The organism is Rahnella sp. AA, assembly GCF_002834385.1.
Lineage (GTDB): Bacteria > Pseudomonadota > Gammaproteobacteria > Enterobacterales > Enterobacteriaceae > Rahnella.
The window spans coordinates 711,619-729,526 of sequence record NZ_PITQ01000001.1 but is presented as its reverse complement, the minus strand read 5'-3'; the positions used below and the strand labels follow the sequence as shown (position 1 = coordinate 729,526).

Here is a 17,908-nt window from a genome sequence, read left to right as displayed (position 1 = left end):
TGGGGATCAAAACCGGGGTTTCAAGGTTTGGTTTTTAATGAAACCGGTCATAATGCAGGTGTCATCACACCCTGCTGAGGATAACCACAGCGATGAATAAAAAATTTGAGTGCATTGGGATCGTCGGTCACCCACGCCATCCTTCGGCACTTGCCACCCATGAAATGCTCTACCACTGGTTAATTTCAAAAGGTTATCAGGTCGTCGTTGAACGGCAGGTGGCACAGGATTTAGCTCTGGAAGGCGCACAAACCGGCAGCCTGGCGGAGATTGGAAAATTGGCCGATCTCGCCGTCGTGGTTGGCGGTGATGGTAACATGCTGGGCGCAGCGCGTGTTCTGGCGCGTTACGACATACAAGTGATTGGCATCAATCGTGGCAACCTTGGCTTTCTGACTGATCTGGATCCGGACAACGCCCTGCAGCAACTTGATGACGTCCTGCAAGGCGAATACATCAGTGAACAACGTTTCCTGCTCGAAGCAATGGTGCGCGGTAATGATCAACAGTGTCGCGTCAGCACCGCGATTAACGAAGTGGTTCTCCATCCGGGTAAAGTAGCGCATATGATTGAATTTGAAGTCTATATAGACGACAAATTTGCGTTTTCCCAGCGTTCTGATGGGCTGATCATTTCTACACCGACGGGCTCTACAGCGTATTCGTTGTCTGGCGGGGGGCCAATTCTGACGCCGACACTGGAAGCCATAGCACTGGTGCCTATGTTCCCGCATACGCTCTCAGCACGTCCGTTGGTCATCAATAGCAGCAGCACGATTTGTTTGCGTTTCTCTCATATGAGCAATGACCTGGAAATCAGCTGCGACAGCCAGATTGCCCTGCCGATTCAGCCGGGCGAAGAGGTTGTTATCCGTCGAAGTAATTTCCATTTGAATCTGATTCACCCTAAAGACTACAGTTATTTCAATACATTGAGCACAAAACTCGGGTGGTCTAAAAAACTATTCTGATCCGATAAAAATAATTCGCCAGCCTCTTTACTGTATATAAAACCAGTTTATACTGTATGTAATTACAGGTCTGTTGTTATGTACAGGAAGGTGATCATGCTGGCGCAATTAACTATCAGTAACTTTGCTATTGTCCGTGAATTAGAAATCGATTTTCATGCAGGGATGACGGCAATCACCGGTGAAACCGGTGCAGGTAAATCCATTGCTATTGACGCACTTGGCCTTTGCCTGGGCAACCGCGCTGACGGCAGCATGGTTCGTCTTGGCGCGAGTCGTGCGGATATTTGCGCGCGTTTTACGCTGGCCGACACCCCCTCAGCAAAACACTGGCTGTCAGAGAATCAGCTTGATGAGGGGCATGATTGCCTGCTGCGTCGTACTATCAGTAACGATGGCCGTTCTCGCGGTTTTATCAACGGAACCCCCGTCCCCTTGTCCCAACTGCGCGAACTCGGCCAGCACCTGATCCAAATCCACGGTCAGCATGCCCACCAGCTCCTGCTGAAACCTGAGCACCAGAAAGACCTGCTCGATGCCTACTCAGATCAGCCTTTGCTGCTCTCTGAAATGCGCAAAGCTTATCAAAACTGGCACCAGAGTTGCCGCCAGTTGGCCCAATATCAACAGCAGGTGAGTGAGCGGGAATCACGCCGTCAGTTGCTGCAATATCAGCTAAAAGAGCTCAATGAATTCGCGCCTTTGCAAGGTGAGTACGAACAAATTGACGAAGAATACAAACGTCTGGCTAACAGTGGTCAGTTGCTTTCATTGAGCCAGGGCGCACTCTATTTACTGGCTGATGGTGAAGAGCAGAATATTGTCAGTTTGCTATACAGCGCGCGCCATCAGTTAGCTGAGCTGGCTGAACTCGACAGCAAGATGAATGATCTGATTGTTATGCTCGACGATGCGTCTATTCAGGTCAGTGAAGCAAGTGATGAACTTCGCCATTACAGCGAGCGCCTGGATATGGATCCGAATCGCTTGTATGAACTGGAGCAGCGCTTATCCCGGCAGATGAATCTGGCACGCAAACACCATGTCAGCGCAGAAGAGTTGCCAGAATTGCACCGCCAACTGCTCGAAGAACAACAGGCGCTGGATGAGCAGGAAACCAATCAGGCTGAGCTGAGCGAAGCCGTACAGGTTCATTACCAGCAGGCTGTTGCTATCGCGGAGCAACTGCATGATAAACGTCAGTATTTCGCAGACGAGTTAACACATTTGATCACCCAAAGCATGCAGGCACTTTCCATGCCGCACGGTAAATTTAAGATTCAGGTACAGTTCGAACCTGAGCATCTGGGCATCGAAGGCGCAGATCGCCTGGAATTCCAGGTCACAACTAACCCGGGCCAGCCTCTTCAGGCACTGGCAAAAGTCGCATCAGGCGGTGAACTTTCACGTATCGCTCTGGCGATTCAGGTCATTACGGCACAAAAAATGGAAACTCCGGCCCTGATCTTCGATGAAGTGGACGTCGGTATCAGCGGGCCAACTGCCGCCATCGTTGGTCGCCTGTTACGCCAGTTGGGTGAATCAACACAAGTCATGTGCGTCACTCACTTACCTCAGGTTGCAGGATGCGGCCATCAGCATTATTTTGTCAGCAAGGAAACCGACGGCGAAGTGACAGAAACACAAATGAATCGTCTTGATAAGAAGGCGCGTTTGCAGGAACTGGCACGCTTGCTGGGCGGAAGTGAAGTCACCCGAAACACGCTCGCCAATGCAAAAGAGTTACTCGCAGCGTAAAAAGCTCAACTTTTTTACATTTAAGCGGTCATACAGGTGCCCCGCAAAGGTTTCAAACTGATGAAAGGTCTATTATCATCGGCATCTTATGCCCTAAAGGAATGTAATGACTATGCGCTGTAAAACGCTAACTGCCGCCGCTGTAGCTCTTCTAATGCTTACTGCGGGCTGTTCCACTCTGGAAAAGGTGGTTTATCGGCCTGACATCAATCAGGGGAACTATTTGTCTCCTGCTGATGTTCAAAAAATTCATACCGGCATGACTAAGCAACAGGTTGCTTATGTTCTTGGCACGCCGATGCTGCACGACCCGTTTGGCAGTGATGTTTGGTATTACGTGTTCCGCCAGGAACCAGGTCATGAAGGTATCACTCAGCAAACATTAACGCTGACCTTCAACCAGGCTGGCGAATTGACCAATATTGATAACAAACCAAAATTGAGCGATCAAAAATAAATCGCCCGGAGATGATGGTCTCTGGTAACACCAAAAATCATCTTTCAGGGTAAAAAAATAAGGCGCCAAAGGCGCCTTATTTTTTGGAACGCTCAGCGCGTATGCGCCGTAACTCTTTTGGATCCGCAATCAATGGCCGGTAAATTTCAATCCGATCACCGTCGCTCACCGTATCCACCAATTTTACGGGCCGGCTGTAAATCCCCAGCTTGTTCTTCTTTAAATCAATGTCCTGACGCAGTTCAAGCAAGCCAGAAGCAATAACAGCCTGTTCAACATTGCTTCCTTCTTCCAGTTTGACGGTTCGCAGGTACTGACGTTCTGGCAACGCGTAGACCACTTCAACGCGGATCTCAGACACTGTAAACCTCTTTTGCACGCAAAGTGAAAGCCTGAACCATGCTTCCTGCAAGCTCTTTGAAGATTTTACCGAACGCAAGCTCAATCAGCTTATTCGTAAATTCGAAATCCAGGCTTAGCTGGACTTTACATGCATCAGGGCTCAGTTCGATGAAATCCCAACCGCCGGTCAGTTTCCGAAACGGGCCATCAACCAGCTGCATATCAATGCGTTTATTGCTTATCAGCGTATTTTTCGTGGTAAACGTTTTACTGATGCCCGCTTTAGAAACATCGACAGCAGCGGTCATCGACGTATCGCTGTTTTCTAAAATCCGACTGCCTGTACAACCAGGCAGAAATTGCGGGTAGGCATCGACATCATTCACTAAGGTGTACATCTGTTCCACGCTGAACGGCACAAGCGCAGAACGACTTATCTGTGGCATATCATTTTCCAGGTGTCATAAAACGTACAGATAATACCATTTATCCGCTCGGTAATAAAAACTACAAAGTGCAAGGCACGACAAACAAACAGGAAAAACACCAGACTGGGATAGCGTAGGGATTTCATTCGCCATCGCTTGCAGTATAATAAGTATCACTATGACAAAGAAAAAAGCACATAAACCCGGTTCCGCGACTATCGCGATGAACAAACGCGCTCGCCATGAATATTTCATCGAAGATGAAATCGAGGCGGGGCTTGCTTTGCAGGGATGGGAAGTCAAATCGATGCGTGCTGGTAAGGCAAACATCACTGACAGCTATGTCACATTCCGCGACGGTGAAGCCTTTTTATTCGGCGCAACCATTCAACCTCTCAACGTGGCGTCAAGTCATGTGGTTTGTGATCCGACCCGCACAAGAAAATTACTGCTGAACAAACGTGAGCTAGAAACGCTGTTCGGTAAAGTGACTCGCGATGGTTACACCGTCGTAGCACTTTCCATGTATTGGAAAAACGCCTGGTCAAAAGTGAAAATCGGCCTGGCAAAAGGTAAGAAAGAGCACGATAAGCGCGATGACATTAAAGATCGTGAGTGGAAAGTAGACAAAGCACGTATCATGAAGAACTCAAACCGCTAAGTCTCTGGCTTAGCATGTAGTTTTTCTGGTATACTGCGAAATAGTACTTGGGGCTGATTCTGGATTCGACGGGATTTGCGAAGCCCAAGGAGCATGCCGAGGGGCGGTTGGCCTCGTAAAAAGCCGCAAAAAAATAGTCGCAAACGACGAAAACTACGCCCTAGCAGCTTAATACCCTGCTTAGAGCCCTCTCTCCCTAGCCTCCGCTCTTAGGACGGGGATCAAGAGAGGTCAAACCCAAAAGAGATCGCGTGGACACCTTGCCTGGGGTGAAAGCGTTAAACCCAATCAGGATAGTTTGTTAGTGGCGTGTCCATCCGCAGCTAACCGGCGAATGTAAAGATTGGACTAAGCATGTAGTGCCGACGGTGTAGTAATTTCGGACGGGGGTTCAAATCCCCCCAGCTCCACCAAACAAGGTTTCGGTTATTACCAGATAAGGCCGTTACCGCAAAGAAAGCCGCAGCCCGCAAGGGTTTGCGGCTTTTTTATTGCCCGTTATCTATCGGTGTGTCATGGTTCTACCCTGTTATTTTGGGACTCAGTTTGGGACTACACTTCCCGAGTCCCAAAAAACGTAGTCCCAAATCACCCCATGCATGGCGGCATAATGGCGACACAAACTCAGCCCCTCAATAACACCGAAGTTAAAGCAGCCAAGACATCTGACAAGGATTTATCACTCTATGATGGCGGAGGTTTGCTTCTCCTCGTCAAATCTACGGGTGTGAAAACGTGGCGCTTCCGCTACTACCATCCCCAAACTAAAAAACGCACCACTCTCACTTTTGGCAATTATCCGGCAATTTCTTTGGCCGAGGCACGCCAGCTCCGCGAAAATGCCAAAACACTGCTTGCGAAAAATATCGATCCCCAAAACCATCAGCGCGAGCTCACTGAAGCTGAAACAGCCATTAGCACGCATACTTTTGCAAATGTCGCTGAAGCCTGGATGCAGATTAAAAAATCTGAGATTTCTGCGGACTATGCGAAAGACGTCTGGCGCTCTATTGAGAAAGATTTGCTCCCGACTCTAGGCGCTTTGCCGGTAAGCCTCATCAAAGCTAAAACAGTGATCAGCACGCTCGAACCGGTATCTGCTCGTGGCGCTTTGGAAACAGTCAGACGTCTGAGCCAGCGAGTAAATGAGATCATGATATATGCAGTTAACTCTGGCCTGATTGATGCCAATCCGGCTTCAGGGATTGGGAGAGCATTTAAGAAACCCAAAAAAGAACACATGCCCACTATACGCCCTGAAGAATTACCGGCATTCATGAAGGCAGTTTCACTGGCAAGCATTGATCTCACGACGCGCCTGGTAATCAAATGGCAGTTGCTTACTTTAGTAAGACCGGCTGAAGCAGCCGAAACCGCATGGGAAGATATCGATATTGAGAACAAGGAATGGCGGATCCCTGCTCACAAAATGAAAGGGAACCAGAAACGCAAAGCCAGTGGTTATGTTCACGTTATCCCACTGTCAGAACCGGCTCTCGATATTCTGCAAACCCTTTCCCCTCTCAGCCAGCATCGTGAACACGTATTCCCTTCTATCAAGAATCCTAAAACGCCGATGAACAGCCAGACAGCAAACGCCGCGATAAAGCGCATGGGCTATCAAAATATGCTGGTGGCTCATGGAATGCGCTCAATTGCGTCTACGGCAATGAATGAGAATGGGTTTAATCCCGATGCTATCGAAGCAGCTCTCTCACATGTTGATAAGGATGAAGTCCGCCGCGCGTATAACCGCAGCACTTATCTGGAACAACGTCGAGCGTTGATGAGCTGGTGGGGGGAGTTTGTAGAAGCAGCGGCGCGTGGTATGACTTTAGCTACCGACAATTATCGCGGATTAAGACTTATCGGCGAATGATAAATTTTCAACGTCATGAACTTTATCGACTATCGTTAGGTATCTGTATTTGATGACATCTGATGTTCTTTCACTCCGAGGTATACATGGATCTGCTGCAAGAACATCATTCGAAAATCATGAAGTTTGTTTCTTTTAAAGAAACAATCACCCTTCTCGCCACTGAGTATCCTCAGGCCAGCAACGGTCAATTAGCTGAAATCCTGCTAAGAAAGATGCTCAGAGAGAAGCGTCGTCTTCTCGACATATATTTTCTCTCGGCAACGAATGAAATGACAATTTCATGCCTCGATTCCAAATTGCATAAAAATGCTACCGGTGTGAACATCATAGAAAATATGTACGAATGTATTATCAGTGGTATGGCCTATACGCCAGAATTTTCACAACACTTCTATTACGAACTGGCGATGTCCAAGGTCTGTATAGATAAGTACGGTTTCAGTCGGGATGACCTGCAAATATTCTTTAATGATATCGGACAAGACATCGATGTTTATGCTTCGCCACAATCGCCGTCACTTTCGCAAGGGCTACCGGTTTGGGAAAATGACGCTAAAGGGATGGATACTGCATTAAAGTTTATTGCTGGTTTATGCCTGGCGCTGGAAAAGTCAGGTTCCAAATACCGAAGAGGGAAAAAACTTAACCGTTCGGCAGTTGCCAAAACGGCGCTGGATGCGCTGATAGAATTCAATCCTGATGCTGAAGTGGTGACCGAAAGGCAGTTAACCAACCTGATTAATGAAGCACTTACGAAGTTTTCTCCGCAGCTAAAAGATAACTGATTTGGATTTTATTCAAACTTCCAAATCTATTTCCAAATCCTAAAAAGCCACTTCCAACAATCTTTTGTCAACTTCCAATACTGTTTAAAACATCCTGATTAACTATCTGCATAAACCGGAATACGCCGGTTACTGGAGATAGTTGCTATGAATCTTTCAAATCGTAAAATCCTTCTCAAGAAAGAAGTTAAAGAGATTATCAGAATTAATTCTGACAGCGCCTTTCAGGAACTGATTAACTCAGGACAGTTTCCTAAAGGTTTCCGTCTGGGGATGCGTTTGCTTGGCTGGTTTGAAGATGAAATCGAGGAATGGTTAATAAACCGTGTTGCAGAACGGGATGCTAAATCATGATTTCTGTTTCTGAATATCGCCACAAACTGCGCGCGCGCGCGAAGGAACCCCGCGAACAGGTGCGGAATATACCTCGCAAAACCTATCCGGCTTACTTGGTTATGTATCGCGGATTGGAGTATAGTCGCGCCGCTGCGGCAAAATCCGCAGTCGGGTTTCGCACCCCGAGTAATCTGAAGGCGACACAGCCCGTTTTATCTAAACGTCTCTGTGTCGCTGCCTTTGCACACCTGTTACCAGTGCGTTTTTTAACCTGCGCTTGTAATCTTACTATGGTGGCTCAGGCGAGGCAGCCCTCGGGCTGGCCGGTAGCCTTCAGAACCGGTAGTGCGAACCTCGTCTGGGCTACCACCCAAGAGCTTCGCACCTCTCGTGGTAGCGTTACCCGCTATCTGAAGGAGGCTGCCATATGGCTACGATCCTCACCCCAACTCATTTATTTGTCCGCGCCCGTCGTTTGTTCACCGGAGCGCACCATGAATGATTTTACCCATCCAACCGATACCCTTCCCGACTCCTGGTCAATTTGCGACAGCTGCCGGTTACTGGCAAACGCCCTGATCAATCCCCAAAACACCCACGCGCAAACCTATCTTTCCCTGATGATGCAAACCCAGCTCGAGAATCTTGAAAACGCGCTGGCCTTGCCCGTCCCAGAAAACCGCCAAACTCTTCACCCCGTCGCTGACGATGGTTTATTTGATAACACTGAGCTCGAACCCTCAGAGCTTTGCGATCAATGTCGTGCACTCAATTACGCCCTGATCATGCTCAGCAATAAGGCGGTGAAAGAGGTTATCGCTTTTGTTTTATGTGAACGCCTGGAGATGATTCGCAATTCGCTCAATTCGCAAAATGGAGCTGAGTGATGAAAACAATCGATCTGATACATCAGACTGTAGAGAAGGCGCGCCACCACTGGCCTGAGGTGCTAAATTCGCTTTCAGTGACCGTCCCAAAATCCCCTAAACAGCATGTGCCTTGCCCTGCTTGCGGTGGCTCGAATCGGTTTCGTTTTGACGATTTAGAAGGCAAAGGCTCTTACCTTTGCAACCAATGCGGCGCTGGTGACGGGCTGGATTTGGTGATGAAAGTAAAAAGCTGTAATGCCAAAGAAGCCGCCGAACTGGTCGCCGAGGTACTCAGCCTTCCGATGGAAGCGCCAGCCATAAAGTTAACGACTCAGACAACGCCTTTTCCCGTCGCGTTTACCCGAATGTTATCTCTGTCTTCTCAGGGGGAATCTGAATACCTGAAGCGCAAGGGATTGAACGGCTTTTTATTTCCGATCCTGACCGTCGGCCAAATTTTACTTGCGCTGACAGACAGAGCCGGAGAGATCACGGCGGCGCAGGTTATCCATCCAACCGGTGAAAAAAAGTTACTGAAATGCTCTGCTAAGAAAGGTGCTTTTTACCTTGTCCCTGACGCCCCTGAAACGCCGATGACCGTCATTCTGGCTGAAGGGCTGGCTACTGCTTTGAGCATCAGCCTGATGCGGCCTGATGCGCTTTGTGTCATGGCCGTGGATGCGGGAAACCTGTTACCGGTCGCGGTTGTCATCCGTAGCAAGTATTCACAGGCAAAAATTATCATCGCTGCGGATAACGATATTTCCCCCGATAAAACAAACACTGGAAAGCTGGCCGCAGAGAAAGCCGCAGTGGCAGTTTCCGGCTGGGTGGCGATACCTCCTACCCTCGAAAAAGCAGACTGGGACGACTGCCGCCAGCGTCATGGCGTCATGCAGTGCGCCAGCTTATTCAATGCTTCGCTCTATCAACCACAGGACAGCGCCATGATAAAGACTTCACCGCTGAAACCTCATGCTGCATTACGGCCTGGAGGGCTGTACTGGATTGAACCGCGCACCGACTCCTACAGCGGAGAACTCATTGAACGGGAAAGCTGGCTGAGCGATCCACTCGAAGTAATTGGCATTGGTGCCAGTGAAACAGAACGCTACCTGATACTAAAAGCCATTCCTGCCGGTGGCACTGCTCCGCATATCGAAGCCATGCCGATGAGCGAGATAGGTGAGCGTGAAGGATGGGTTCGGTTACGCCGAAGTGGTGTGCGGGTGACAGCAAAAAGCGGCCTGAGGGCTATTTTGGCAGACCATCTTTCTCAAAGTGAAACAGGTCAACGCTGGTCAATTACAGACTCTACCGGCTGGCAGTATGGAGCCTATCTGATGCCGGATGGATCGGTGATCGGTGAACCCGCCTCACCAGTGTTATTCAATGGAAAATCCAGCGCAGCCAAAGGATATGGCATTAAAGGGTCGCCAGAGAGCTGGCGCGATAGCGTGGCGGCACTTGCACGGGGCAATCCCTCTATGATGCTTGCAATTGCCTGCGCGCTGGCAGCGCCCCTTATCGGGCTGGTCAGTGCTGATGGGTTTGGTGTACATCTGTTCGGCGGCTCATCCACAGGCAAAACAACCACGTGTAACGCCGCCACCAGCCTCTACGGCGAACCGGAAACATTGAAACTGACCTGGTATTCCACCGCGCTCGGGCTCATCAACGAAGCCGCCGCCCATAACGATGGATTTATGCCGCTGGATGAAATCGGTCAGGGCAGTAACCGCCGCGCCGTTGCCGAATCTGCCTATGCACTGTTTAACGGCGTCGGAAAAATACAGGGTGCAAAGGACGGCGGCAACCGTGATTTAAAGCGCTGGCGCGCAATGGCCTTCAGCACCGGCGAAACAGATTTGGAAAGTTACCTGCGCGCCGATGGCGGCAAAATCAATGCGGGGCAGTTGGTACGGCTGCTCAATGTCCCCATCAGCAAAGCCACTCAGTTTCATAATCATGCAGACGGACAGGCGCACGCAACTGCGATACGGAGCGCCAGCATTACTAATTACGGCGCAGCCGGTCGGGCATGGATCTCACATCTCGCCAGCCAGAAAGAAGCCGCAACCGATGCCACAAAACACTACGAACGTCTATGGCTGGCAGGTCTGGATCCCGCAGTTGGTGAGCAGGTAAGGCGTGTGGCGGTGAGGTTCTCTCTGCTTGAAACCGCGCTTGTACTGGCAGAACGTTTCACCAGTTGGACAGCTCATGAGAGCCACGACGCTTTGCAGCAAAGTTTTAACGCATGGGTTTGCGAATTCGGTATGGGCAATCGCGAATCAAAAGCCTGCATAGAGCAGGCTCAAGGTTTTCTACAACGCTTCGGATATAGCCGCTATTTACCGCATCCGGAGGCTGACCCACGAGATATGCCAGTAAAAGATCTAGCGGGTTATCGCGTTACCAGAGCGCAGGATGAAAAACAAACGTTCTATACCTTCCCAGCCGTGTTCCGTGAAGAAATTTCGAAAGGATATAACCCGATAGCTTTCGCTCAGGCACTGGCAGAAGCAGGGATGCTGGATAAGCCATTAAAGGGGCTGACCCGCAAAGCGATTCGAGTGGGGGGAGAACAGCCCGCTTTTGTAGTGATGAAGCTACCGGAAGATCACGAGTAAAAGTCTCACATGTGAAGAAAGTAGGTCGGTTCAGTCAGTTCAGTCGGTTCAATATTGTATTGGCATGTTCCGTAAGGATTTTTTTAAGGATTCTGAACCGACCTTGAACCGACTTAGTGCTATTTGAACCGACCTGCCATAACAAGCGATTTTCAGTGAACCGACTTAACAGGTTTTGAACCGACTCTGAAAAACGCCAAAGTCAGTTCAAATAATCAGAATTAATTCATTTATATCAGTGAATTAATAAAGTGAACCGATTGAACTGACTGAACCGACCCACTTTTGCTTATATATAGAAAAACCCTAAATTAGTTTTAAAAAAGGAGTTTGACCATGAATCAGGACTGGCACAGCGCGGACATCATTGCCGCAATCAAGAAAAAAGGCACCACAATGGCAGCGGTTTCCCGCCTGGCTGGCCTCAGTTCGTCGACGCTGGCGAATGCGTTAACGCGGAAATGGCCGAAGGGTGAACGGTTGATTGCGGAGGTTATAGGTGTGAGGCCGGAGGTGATTTGGCCGAGTCGGTATAACCCCACTCATAAGAAAGATATTTTTGATTAGATAATATTTTAAACAAAAGTTAAGCAGCAAATATTGTTGCTTAACTTTCCCATCTCGGTGCGTTTCAAATTATCCAACTCACGCATCTTAGAATGCCTTTTCAGTTTTTGAGCATTTGACTCCTAAAATCTGCCTGATAGACTCTGATTACTTGACATTGCCTAAGGAGTTTTCATGGATAGGGAAACTGCTCTAAAAAAATTCAAAATACTTCAAAATGAATTTTCCTCATATAAAGATAAAATTCACGAGGCTAATGAAGCAACTGCAAGGCTACTAATAATTGACCGAATTCTTAATCTACTTGGCTGGAACAGTGAAGAATTCAACCCAGAAACGTACTGCGGAGCGGCTGGTTACTCTGATTACATGCTCTCAATTAATAACAATCCAAAGTTAATTGTGGAAGCTAAGAAGAATGGTATCACTTTCGGTTATCCTATTCGAACAGCAAAATCTAATGAATATTATGTTTCTTATTTTAAAAATGCATTTAAAAAACCACTTTCAGATGTGATTGAGCAAGCGCAGCGTTATTGCGTTGACAAAGCCGTTTCTCATGCCGTATTAACCAACGGCGGGGAATGGATAGTTTGCCCTATGCTTCCTAAACCTGGAAGAACCATTGATAATATGAAAGGGATATATTTTGGAAATATTTTCAGTGAGGACTTTGCCTTTGATTTAATGTGGAACTTAATATCAAAAAAAGCAATATCAGAAAATACATTAGATATTTATCTTTCAGACATAAATCATAAACCTTCAGAAGTATGTCATATTTTAAGAAATACATACGGCGCTTTGAAATGGCAAAATGGAAACAATGATATTTGGCTAGATGAGTTTTATCAAAGTTTCTTTTCTCAAATTACAGATACAAATCAAAGAAATATGTTAGAACACTGTTTCGTATCAGACTCTAAACTTGATCAATTCAAAGGTGAATTAAAGAGAGTGTTGAAGGACTCTACACCAAGCTATCTTCCAAATGGCACTCACGATTTTAATCCTTCAGAAAGTAAGGATTTTCTCTTGAGCCAACATTATGGAAAAGTAATAATAATTACTGGTGCTGTAGGGTGTGGCAAAAGTACTTTGGTTACAAAATGCTTAGTTGAAGCTAGGCAGGCTAAAAACACATATGCAACACCAATTATAATTGATCTTATTAACGATGTATCAAAAAGAACAGTTGATGCCAAATCAATCGTTTTTGAGTATTTATACAAAGAAGTTAAAATAAACTATCCCGAAGAATTTTCTTTAGATGAACTTAGAAATACATTTTCTCATGAATTAAAAATCCTTAAAAATGGTGCATATAAAGAACTTTTTGAGCAAGACAAAAGTATATTTTTCATCAAAGAAGCAGAATTACTAGACAAGGAAAGTTCTAACCATCAGAATATGGTATTAAGAATATTCAAAAAAAGGACTAATGAAGGGAAAGCTGTAATATTAATTCTTGATAATGTTGATCGTGCTTCCGAAAGTTTTCAAGAAGAAATTTATGCCCTCTCACATTTAATCTCTAATGAATCCGGTGCAACGGTAATAATCACCTTAAGAGAGTTTACTTTCTTTAGGAATAAAGATAAGGGTTTTCTCGACGTTAGACCTGAAGATAAAATAATTCACTTAAAAGCTCCCGACTTTGGAAAGTTAATTTCATCGAGAGTAAGATATATAAAAGACTTTATAGAAACAGATTTTAGAATAAAAGACTGGAGAAGAAAGTACGATATAAAAGAATTTATTTCCACTATGCAAACACATGCAGACACTCTTAGGAATAATCTTCAAACATCCAGAGATGCAGCTTCGGTGCTTGAGATTTTATCTTCGGTATCATGGCATAATGTTCGTACATTCTATCAACTTGTAAAAAGAGTTCACGGACAACTCGGGTCCAATACTTCACCTTGGAACAAAACTGAAACGATATCAGCATTAATGAGTAATATAGAGTTGGGAGAGAATACTTTTATACCCAATATTTTCAAACCCTATGACAATGTAAATCAATGCTATTTTCTTAAACTGCGCATACTATCATTTTTGCATGATGCCATTACGCAAGGTGAAATATCAAAAGGGATTACATTAGAAAGAATAGTAAACTTCGCACTTTTATATGGCTATAGAAAAGATTGGATAACAAAAACATTAGAGTCTTCTATTGAAGAAAGGATTATTGAATGTATTGAAATCCCCTCTGATAGCGATCTTATATATGAATATAACATTTGCAAAGAACATTCATTCAGGATAACCCCACTAGGGGTATCTTTGATATTAGACATTTGCCACACTCCAATCTATATCGCCTTAATATCTATTGATTTACCATTTCATGAAAAAAAACCATACGATGAAATAAAAAAGGATTTTGAAATAATTTCAGCATGTGTGTGTGATACCAACACATCAACAATAAGCACAGACGGCATCAGCCTTATAATTGAAAGTAATATGGCAAAAACATCTGCTCAATATTTATCTTCTGAATATGAAAGAGAAAAACTATCATTAACCGAACTAAGGAATAAACAAGACATTAATCTAACTGAAAAAAGAGTTTCGAAAATAGCAGCTCAAATTGTAAATATATTCAATAAAACAGAGTGTGTGATAAAAATAAACTCCCCCGACCAGTATGCTCTCGCATTTTCTGACGAACCTTCATCTGGGCTAGAGAATGAGAGCGATTTATCCCATCTTGTTCCTTCTAAATTAGAAGAAGCAATGCTAATTCATTCAGAATATGTTCCACTTATATTTGTATCATTAGTAATAAGAGCTGTTCAAGGATTTGAAACTAGCATGGGGGTAGAGATAACCTCGATTATAAATGAAAAAATAGTATCAGAGGATAATAATAAGTTCACAAACAATGTTTCTCGCGCACTGAGAAGTAAAAGCTTATTATCTCAAGATTGGTTATTGGTAAGAGATGGCCTACATCACAAATTTAAAAAATTCTCACTTAGTGAAAACTGGCAATTAAGCTGGGAAAAAATGTTTTCAGAACAAGCTCCGAAGTTAAAGTAGTAATCATGGAGGAGAAATGAAAAAAGTCTCATATCACTATCTCCACTACGACTACACCACAACCCAACTATCCCTCAGAGGCTTGGGCAAAAAGTATGGTCTCAGTGAAGGAGCTATCAGGAAGCGCGCTAAGGCAGGTGGTTGGGTACGCGAAAGCAGGTACGCAGAAAGTACGCAGCAAATACCAAATGAATCAGCCTCACTTCATGAAGTTCTTATCTCAAAATCAAAGAATCAATCACCACCCCACTACGCAGATTTCGAATCACCGAAAACCATGCAGCTCAATGAATACGGGCTTAATGATATGCAGGTGCGCTTTGTATATGAATATCTAAAAGACCTGAATAAGTCTGCTGCATATCGCCGTGCTGGTTACGCTTGCTCTCCTGCTTCTCTTTACGCAGCCGCCTCACGTCTGTATAGAAATGTTAAGGTCAATCATGCAATCCAGGCAGCCATGAAAGACCGGCTGTTTTCGCTCAGGCTTAGCATTGATGATGTAATGTGCCAGCTATGGAACATTGTAACCGCCGATCCGAACGAGCTGACGCAATACCGCCGCGTGAATTGCCGTGAATGCTGGCCGGATAATCCCTGGGATCCGACAGTTGACCCTAACCCGTATTGCCAGAGTTGTGCGGGTGAAGGAGTCGGAGAGGTTTTTCTTTGTGATACCCGTGATCTTTCTGGCGCTGCGAGAAGCCTTTTCGCCGGAGTTAAGAGAACGCCTGCTGGCGCAGAAATTTTAATGCACGATAAAATGCAGGCACTTTATCTTTTAGCAAAATATGCAGGGCTTTTAGATAACTCATCAAAAATGGTTAGTGATGAGAAAACTTTGGCTCTCAGTCTTATTCTGTCGCAAATTACACCGGAAGAAAGCCTTGATACATATAAAAAAATTATGAAATAAGGCTCATTCTTTTGAGGAATACTCACTACAAAAAAGCTCACATAATATTTTGGGACTACATTTGGGACTATTTATAAAAAATGAAATTAATTAATGTTAATATTTTCAGTTAGTTGAATAAATAAATCAACTTCCCCCAGCCAAACAAGGTTTCGGTTATTACCAGATAAGGCCGTTACTGCAAAGAAAGCCGCAGCCCGCAAGGGTTTGCGGCTTTTTTATTGCAACTCCTCCGGTAAACCAATCGCAGCCTATCCTTTTGTTTTTTATCCATAACACGACATTAACCTCATCCATTTCGGCCCATATTCGTTTTCCATAGCGGCCAGATCTCTGATTGCTGCCATCTTCAACTTTTGCCCGTTTTGCACAGATGTTTGGCGCTTGACCCCGTCTGCCTGAGTCGTCATATTCGAAACAAAGAAGCACTACTTTTACCCTCGCCTTTAGCTGCGGGGGTTTGTTTTTTAGTACCATCAGGAGATTACTTGTGAAGAAAAACATATTGCTGGCCATCGCAACGCTGGCGGCTACCAGCGGTTTTGCGCAGGCTGAGACGACATTGCGTTTCGGCGTGGATCCGTCGTTTCCCCCTTTTGAGTCCAAATCCCCGGATGGCAAATTGGTCGGTTTTGATATCGATCTGGGCAACGCAATCTGTCAGCAGGCTCAGGTTAAATGTGAGTGGGTTGAAACTGCGTATGACGGCATTATTCCAGCCCTGAATGCCAAAAAATTTGATGCCGTGCTCTCTGCAATGTCGATGACCCCAAAACGTAAAACTCAGGTCACGTTCTCCGACATGCTTTATCACGTTCCCAGTGTGCTGATTGCGAAAAAAGGCAGTGGCCTGCAACCTACGGCAGAATCGCTCAAAGGCAAAACCGTCGGTGTTGCTCAGGGGACAACGCAGGAAGCTTATGCGCAAGGCGAATGGCAGAAGAAAGGTGTGAATGTCGTCTCTTATCAGAATCAGGATTTTGTGAATCAGGACCTGGCATCTGGCCGTATTGACGTAACCCTGACGAACGCGGCGGCGGCCGAAACCGGCTTTCTGAAAACGCCTGAAGGCAAAGATTATGCCTTTGCTGGCGAGCCGTTAAACGACACCCGTTATCTGGGCGAAGGAACGGCTATCGGCCTGCGTAAGGATGATCAGGCGCACCTGACACTTATCAATAATGCTCTGGCAGAAATCCATAAAAACGGGACTTACCAGACGTTGGAAAAGAAATACTTCACGTTTGAGGTCTATACCAAAAAGCCGTAATTCCCTTCATCAGGCCGCATGTGGCTAACCATGCGGCTCAATATTTGCGGGACGGATTCCAATACCACCTGCCAGAAACTGCAATTCAGAAGATTGTTTTCGTGAACCTCCGCAATCCTCAAACCTTCCCGTTTCACTGATCCGGCTTTCAGCCTACAGTCAGCCTCGTCAATAAAACGTTATCTGAAAGGGTTACACCAACATGAGATTCGCTGACGTCTGCCTGAGCGCCTGCAAAGCTTCATCACGGATATCCGTGTCCGTAATAATCGTGTCGATTTTGTCCATCGGCAGCACCAGATTGTATCCGCGACGGCCAAACTTAGTGGAATCAGTGACAACCACAACCTGCTGAGCGGCAGCGGCCATAATTCCGCTGATGCTGTAGCCCTCGTTAAATGTGGTAATGCCTGTCGCAGCGTCCAGGCCATCAGCGCCCACAAACATCAGATTGGCGACAATTCCCTGCAAGGCATATTCCGTAATGTTTCCATGCAAAGAGCGTGTTTTATGTCGCAGCGTTCCGCCACAGACTACCAGCGTGATATCGGGGTTTTCAGATAATACGAACGCTGCAGGCAAATTGTTGGTAATTACCGTTATGTCACCGGATTTTACCAGTTCTTCGGCCAGCAGCATTGTCGTGCTGCCACTGTCAATAATCACGGTATCACCCGGCTTAATCATGCCTGCAGCAGCCTGAGCAATACGCTTTTTCGGGTCACTTGCCTGAAGATAACGTTCTTCAAGCACCATCTCACCGTGCTGAGTATCCGGTAAGGATTTCTGCTGTGCAGCTCGCTTTGACGCGCCACCGTGGAAGCGGCTCAATGCGCCTTTCTGCTCAAGCAATCCCAGATCTGAACGAATTGTAACTTCCGATACACCGAAAGAACTCGAAAGCTCAGAGACTAGCACGCTGCCATTTTCATTCACTAAACCAATGATTTTATTGCGTCTATCGTAAGTATTCATTATT

At 46.0% G+C, this 17,908-nt stretch carries 16 protein-coding genes, 1 other RNA gene and 1 pseudogene; 15 read left to right on the top strand and 3 right to left on the bottom strand.

Annotation, left to right across the window (positions count from 1 at the left end; genetic code table 11):
• The first annotated feature begins 92 nt into the window (after nt 1-92).
• From nadK to bamE, 3 genes are all read left to right on the top strand, one after another.
• Nucleotides 93-971 (top strand): NAD(+) kinase, encoded by an 879-nt coding sequence (nadK, locus tag CWS43_RS03250; RefSeq protein WP_101075409.1) that lies wholly within the window; start codon nt 93-95, stop codon nt 969-971.
• 96 nt (nt 972-1,067) lie between these two features.
• Nucleotides 1,068-2,729, top strand: coding sequence for a DNA repair protein RecN (gene recN, locus CWS43_RS03245; protein ID WP_198555759.1), 1,662 nt, complete (start codon nt 1,068-1,070; stop codon nt 2,727-2,729).
• A gap of 112 nt (nt 2,730-2,841) precedes the next feature.
• Nucleotides 2,842-3,186: an outer membrane protein assembly factor BamE gene (gene bamE / locus CWS43_RS03240; protein ID WP_101075407.1), complete on the top strand. Its 345-nt coding sequence runs from the start codon at nt 2,842-2,844 to the stop codon at nt 3,184-3,186.
• Between the two features lie 76 nt (nt 3,187-3,262).
• Here bamE and CWS43_RS03235 read toward each other — a convergent pair whose 3' ends face one another.
• Nucleotides 3,263-3,547, bottom strand: coding sequence for an RnfH family protein (locus CWS43_RS03235; RefSeq protein ID WP_101075406.1), 285 nt, complete (start codon nt 3,545-3,547; stop codon nt 3,263-3,265).
• The gene (locus CWS43_RS03230; protein ID WP_013576738.1) at nt 3,540-3,974 is read right to left on the bottom strand and encodes a type II toxin-antitoxin system RatA family toxin; all 435 of its coding nucleotides are present in this window, start codon (nt 3,972-3,974) and stop codon (nt 3,540-3,542) included. Before CWS43_RS03230 ends, CWS43_RS03235 begins: the two co-directional genes overlap by 8 nt.
• Before the next feature lie 160 nt (nt 3,975-4,134).
• On the opposite strand from CWS43_RS03230, the gene smpB reads away from it, so the two are divergent.
• The 12 genes and pseudogenes from smpB to CWS43_RS03170 all read left to right on the top strand — a co-directional run bounded on the left by smpB (nt 4,135) and on the right by CWS43_RS03170 (nt 16,929).
• Entirely contained in the window at nt 4,135-4,617 is a 483-nt protein-coding gene (smpB, locus tag CWS43_RS03225; protein WP_101075405.1) for an SsrA-binding protein SmpB, read from the top strand.
• A 49-nt stretch (nt 4,618-4,666) separates the two neighbouring features.
• Nucleotides 4,667-5,030, top strand: a transfer-messenger RNA (tmRNA) gene (ssrA, locus tag CWS43_RS03220).
• Nucleotides 5,031-5,227: 197 nt separating this feature from the next.
• Nucleotides 5,228-6,496: an integrase domain-containing protein gene (locus CWS43_RS03215; RefSeq protein ID WP_101075404.1), complete on the top strand. Its 1,269-nt coding sequence runs from the start codon at nt 5,228-5,230 to the stop codon at nt 6,494-6,496.
• Nucleotides 6,497-6,582: 86 nt separating this feature from the next.
• A complete protein-coding gene (locus CWS43_RS03210; protein ID WP_101075403.1) occupies nt 6,583-7,284 on the top strand; it encodes a hypothetical protein in 702 nt (233 codons plus the stop codon).
• 147 nt (nt 7,285-7,431) lie between these two features.
• Nucleotides 7,432-7,638: an AlpA family transcriptional regulator gene (locus CWS43_RS03205; RefSeq protein WP_101075402.1), complete on the top strand. Its 207-nt coding sequence runs from the start codon at nt 7,432-7,434 to the stop codon at nt 7,636-7,638.
• Nucleotides 7,635-8,048, top strand: a pseudogene (locus tag CWS43_RS27740) (ash family protein); the annotation flags it as partial. The gene CWS43_RS03205 and the pseudogene CWS43_RS27740, both read left to right, overlap by 4 nt.
• A 66-nt stretch (nt 8,049-8,114) precedes the next feature.
• Nucleotides 8,115-8,507: a hypothetical protein gene (locus CWS43_RS27480; protein ID WP_232776637.1), complete on the top strand. Its 393-nt coding sequence runs from the start codon at nt 8,115-8,117 to the stop codon at nt 8,505-8,507.
• Nucleotides 8,507-11,122 (top strand): TOPRIM and DUF927 domain-containing protein, encoded by a 2,616-nt coding sequence (locus CWS43_RS03195; protein ID WP_101075400.1) that lies wholly within the window; start codon nt 8,507-8,509, stop codon nt 11,120-11,122. The genes CWS43_RS27480 and CWS43_RS03195 overlap by 1 nt, the downstream gene beginning before the upstream one ends.
• Before the next feature lie 336 nt (nt 11,123-11,458).
• A complete protein-coding gene (locus CWS43_RS03190) occupies nt 11,459-11,689 on the top strand; it encodes a helix-turn-helix transcriptional regulator (protein WP_101075399.1) in 231 nt (76 codons plus the stop codon).
• A gap of 174 nt (nt 11,690-11,863) precedes the next feature.
• Nucleotides 11,864-14,743, top strand: coding sequence for an AAA family ATPase (locus CWS43_RS03185; RefSeq protein ID WP_101075398.1), 2,880 nt, complete (start codon nt 11,864-11,866; stop codon nt 14,741-14,743).
• 16 nt (nt 14,744-14,759) lie between these two features.
• The gene (locus CWS43_RS03180) at nt 14,760-15,659 is read left to right on the top strand and encodes a terminase small subunit (protein ID WP_101075397.1); all 900 of its coding nucleotides are present in this window, start codon (nt 14,760-14,762) and stop codon (nt 15,657-15,659) included.
• A gap of 490 nt (nt 15,660-16,149) precedes the next feature.
• Entirely contained in the window at nt 16,150-16,929 is a 780-nt protein-coding gene (locus CWS43_RS03170; protein WP_101075395.1) for an ABC transporter substrate-binding protein, read from the top strand.
• 192 nt (nt 16,930-17,121) lie between these two features.
• Here the strand turns inward: CWS43_RS03170 and CWS43_RS03165 are convergent, their stop codons facing one another.
• Nucleotides 17,122-17,904 (bottom strand): DeoR/GlpR family DNA-binding transcription regulator, encoded by a 783-nt coding sequence (locus tag CWS43_RS03165; protein ID WP_101075394.1) that lies wholly within the window; start codon nt 17,902-17,904, stop codon nt 17,122-17,124.
• Nucleotides 17,905-17,908 lie beyond the last annotated feature (4 nt).

Bases quoted from the DNA above. Each gene is read 5' to 3' on its own strand.
- smpB (WP_101075405.1), top strand. From the start codon at position 4,135: ATGACAAAGAAAAAAGCACATAAACCCGGTTCCGCGACTATCGCGATG.
- nadK (WP_101075409.1), top strand. From the start codon at position 93: ATGAATAAAAAATTTGAGTGCATTGGGATCGTCGGTCACCCACGCCAT.
- CWS43_RS03195 (WP_101075400.1), top strand. From the start codon at position 8,507: ATGAAAACAATCGATCTGATACATCAGACTGTAGAGAAGGCGCGCCAC.
- CWS43_RS03165 (WP_101075394.1), bottom strand. From the start codon at position 17,904: ATGAATACTTACGATAGACGCAATAAAATCATTGGTTTAGTGAATGAA.
- recN (WP_198555759.1), top strand. From the start codon at position 1,068: ATGCTGGCGCAATTAACTATCAGTAACTTTGCTATTGTCCGTGAATTA.
- CWS43_RS03190 (WP_101075399.1), top strand. From the start codon at position 11,459: ATGAATCAGGACTGGCACAGCGCGGACATCATTGCCGCAATCAAGAAA.
- CWS43_RS03185 (WP_101075398.1), top strand. From the start codon at position 11,864: ATGGATAGGGAAACTGCTCTAAAAAAATTCAAAATACTTCAAAATGAA.
- CWS43_RS03205 (WP_101075402.1), top strand. From the start codon at position 7,432: ATGAATCTTTCAAATCGTAAAATCCTTCTCAAGAAAGAAGTTAAAGAG.
- CWS43_RS03230 (WP_013576738.1), bottom strand. From the start codon at position 3,974: ATGCCACAGATAAGTCGTTCTGCGCTTGTGCCGTTCAGCGTGGAACAG.
- CWS43_RS03215 (WP_101075404.1), top strand. From the start codon at position 5,228: ATGGCGACACAAACTCAGCCCCTCAATAACACCGAAGTTAAAGCAGCC.
- CWS43_RS03180 (WP_101075397.1), top strand. From the start codon at position 14,760: ATGAAAAAAGTCTCATATCACTATCTCCACTACGACTACACCACAACC.
- bamE (WP_101075407.1), top strand. From the start codon at position 2,842: ATGCGCTGTAAAACGCTAACTGCCGCCGCTGTAGCTCTTCTAATGCTT.
- CWS43_RS27480 (WP_232776637.1), top strand. From the start codon at position 8,115: ATGAATGATTTTACCCATCCAACCGATACCCTTCCCGACTCCTGGTCA.
- CWS43_RS03210 (WP_101075403.1), top strand. From the start codon at position 6,583: ATGGATCTGCTGCAAGAACATCATTCGAAAATCATGAAGTTTGTTTCT.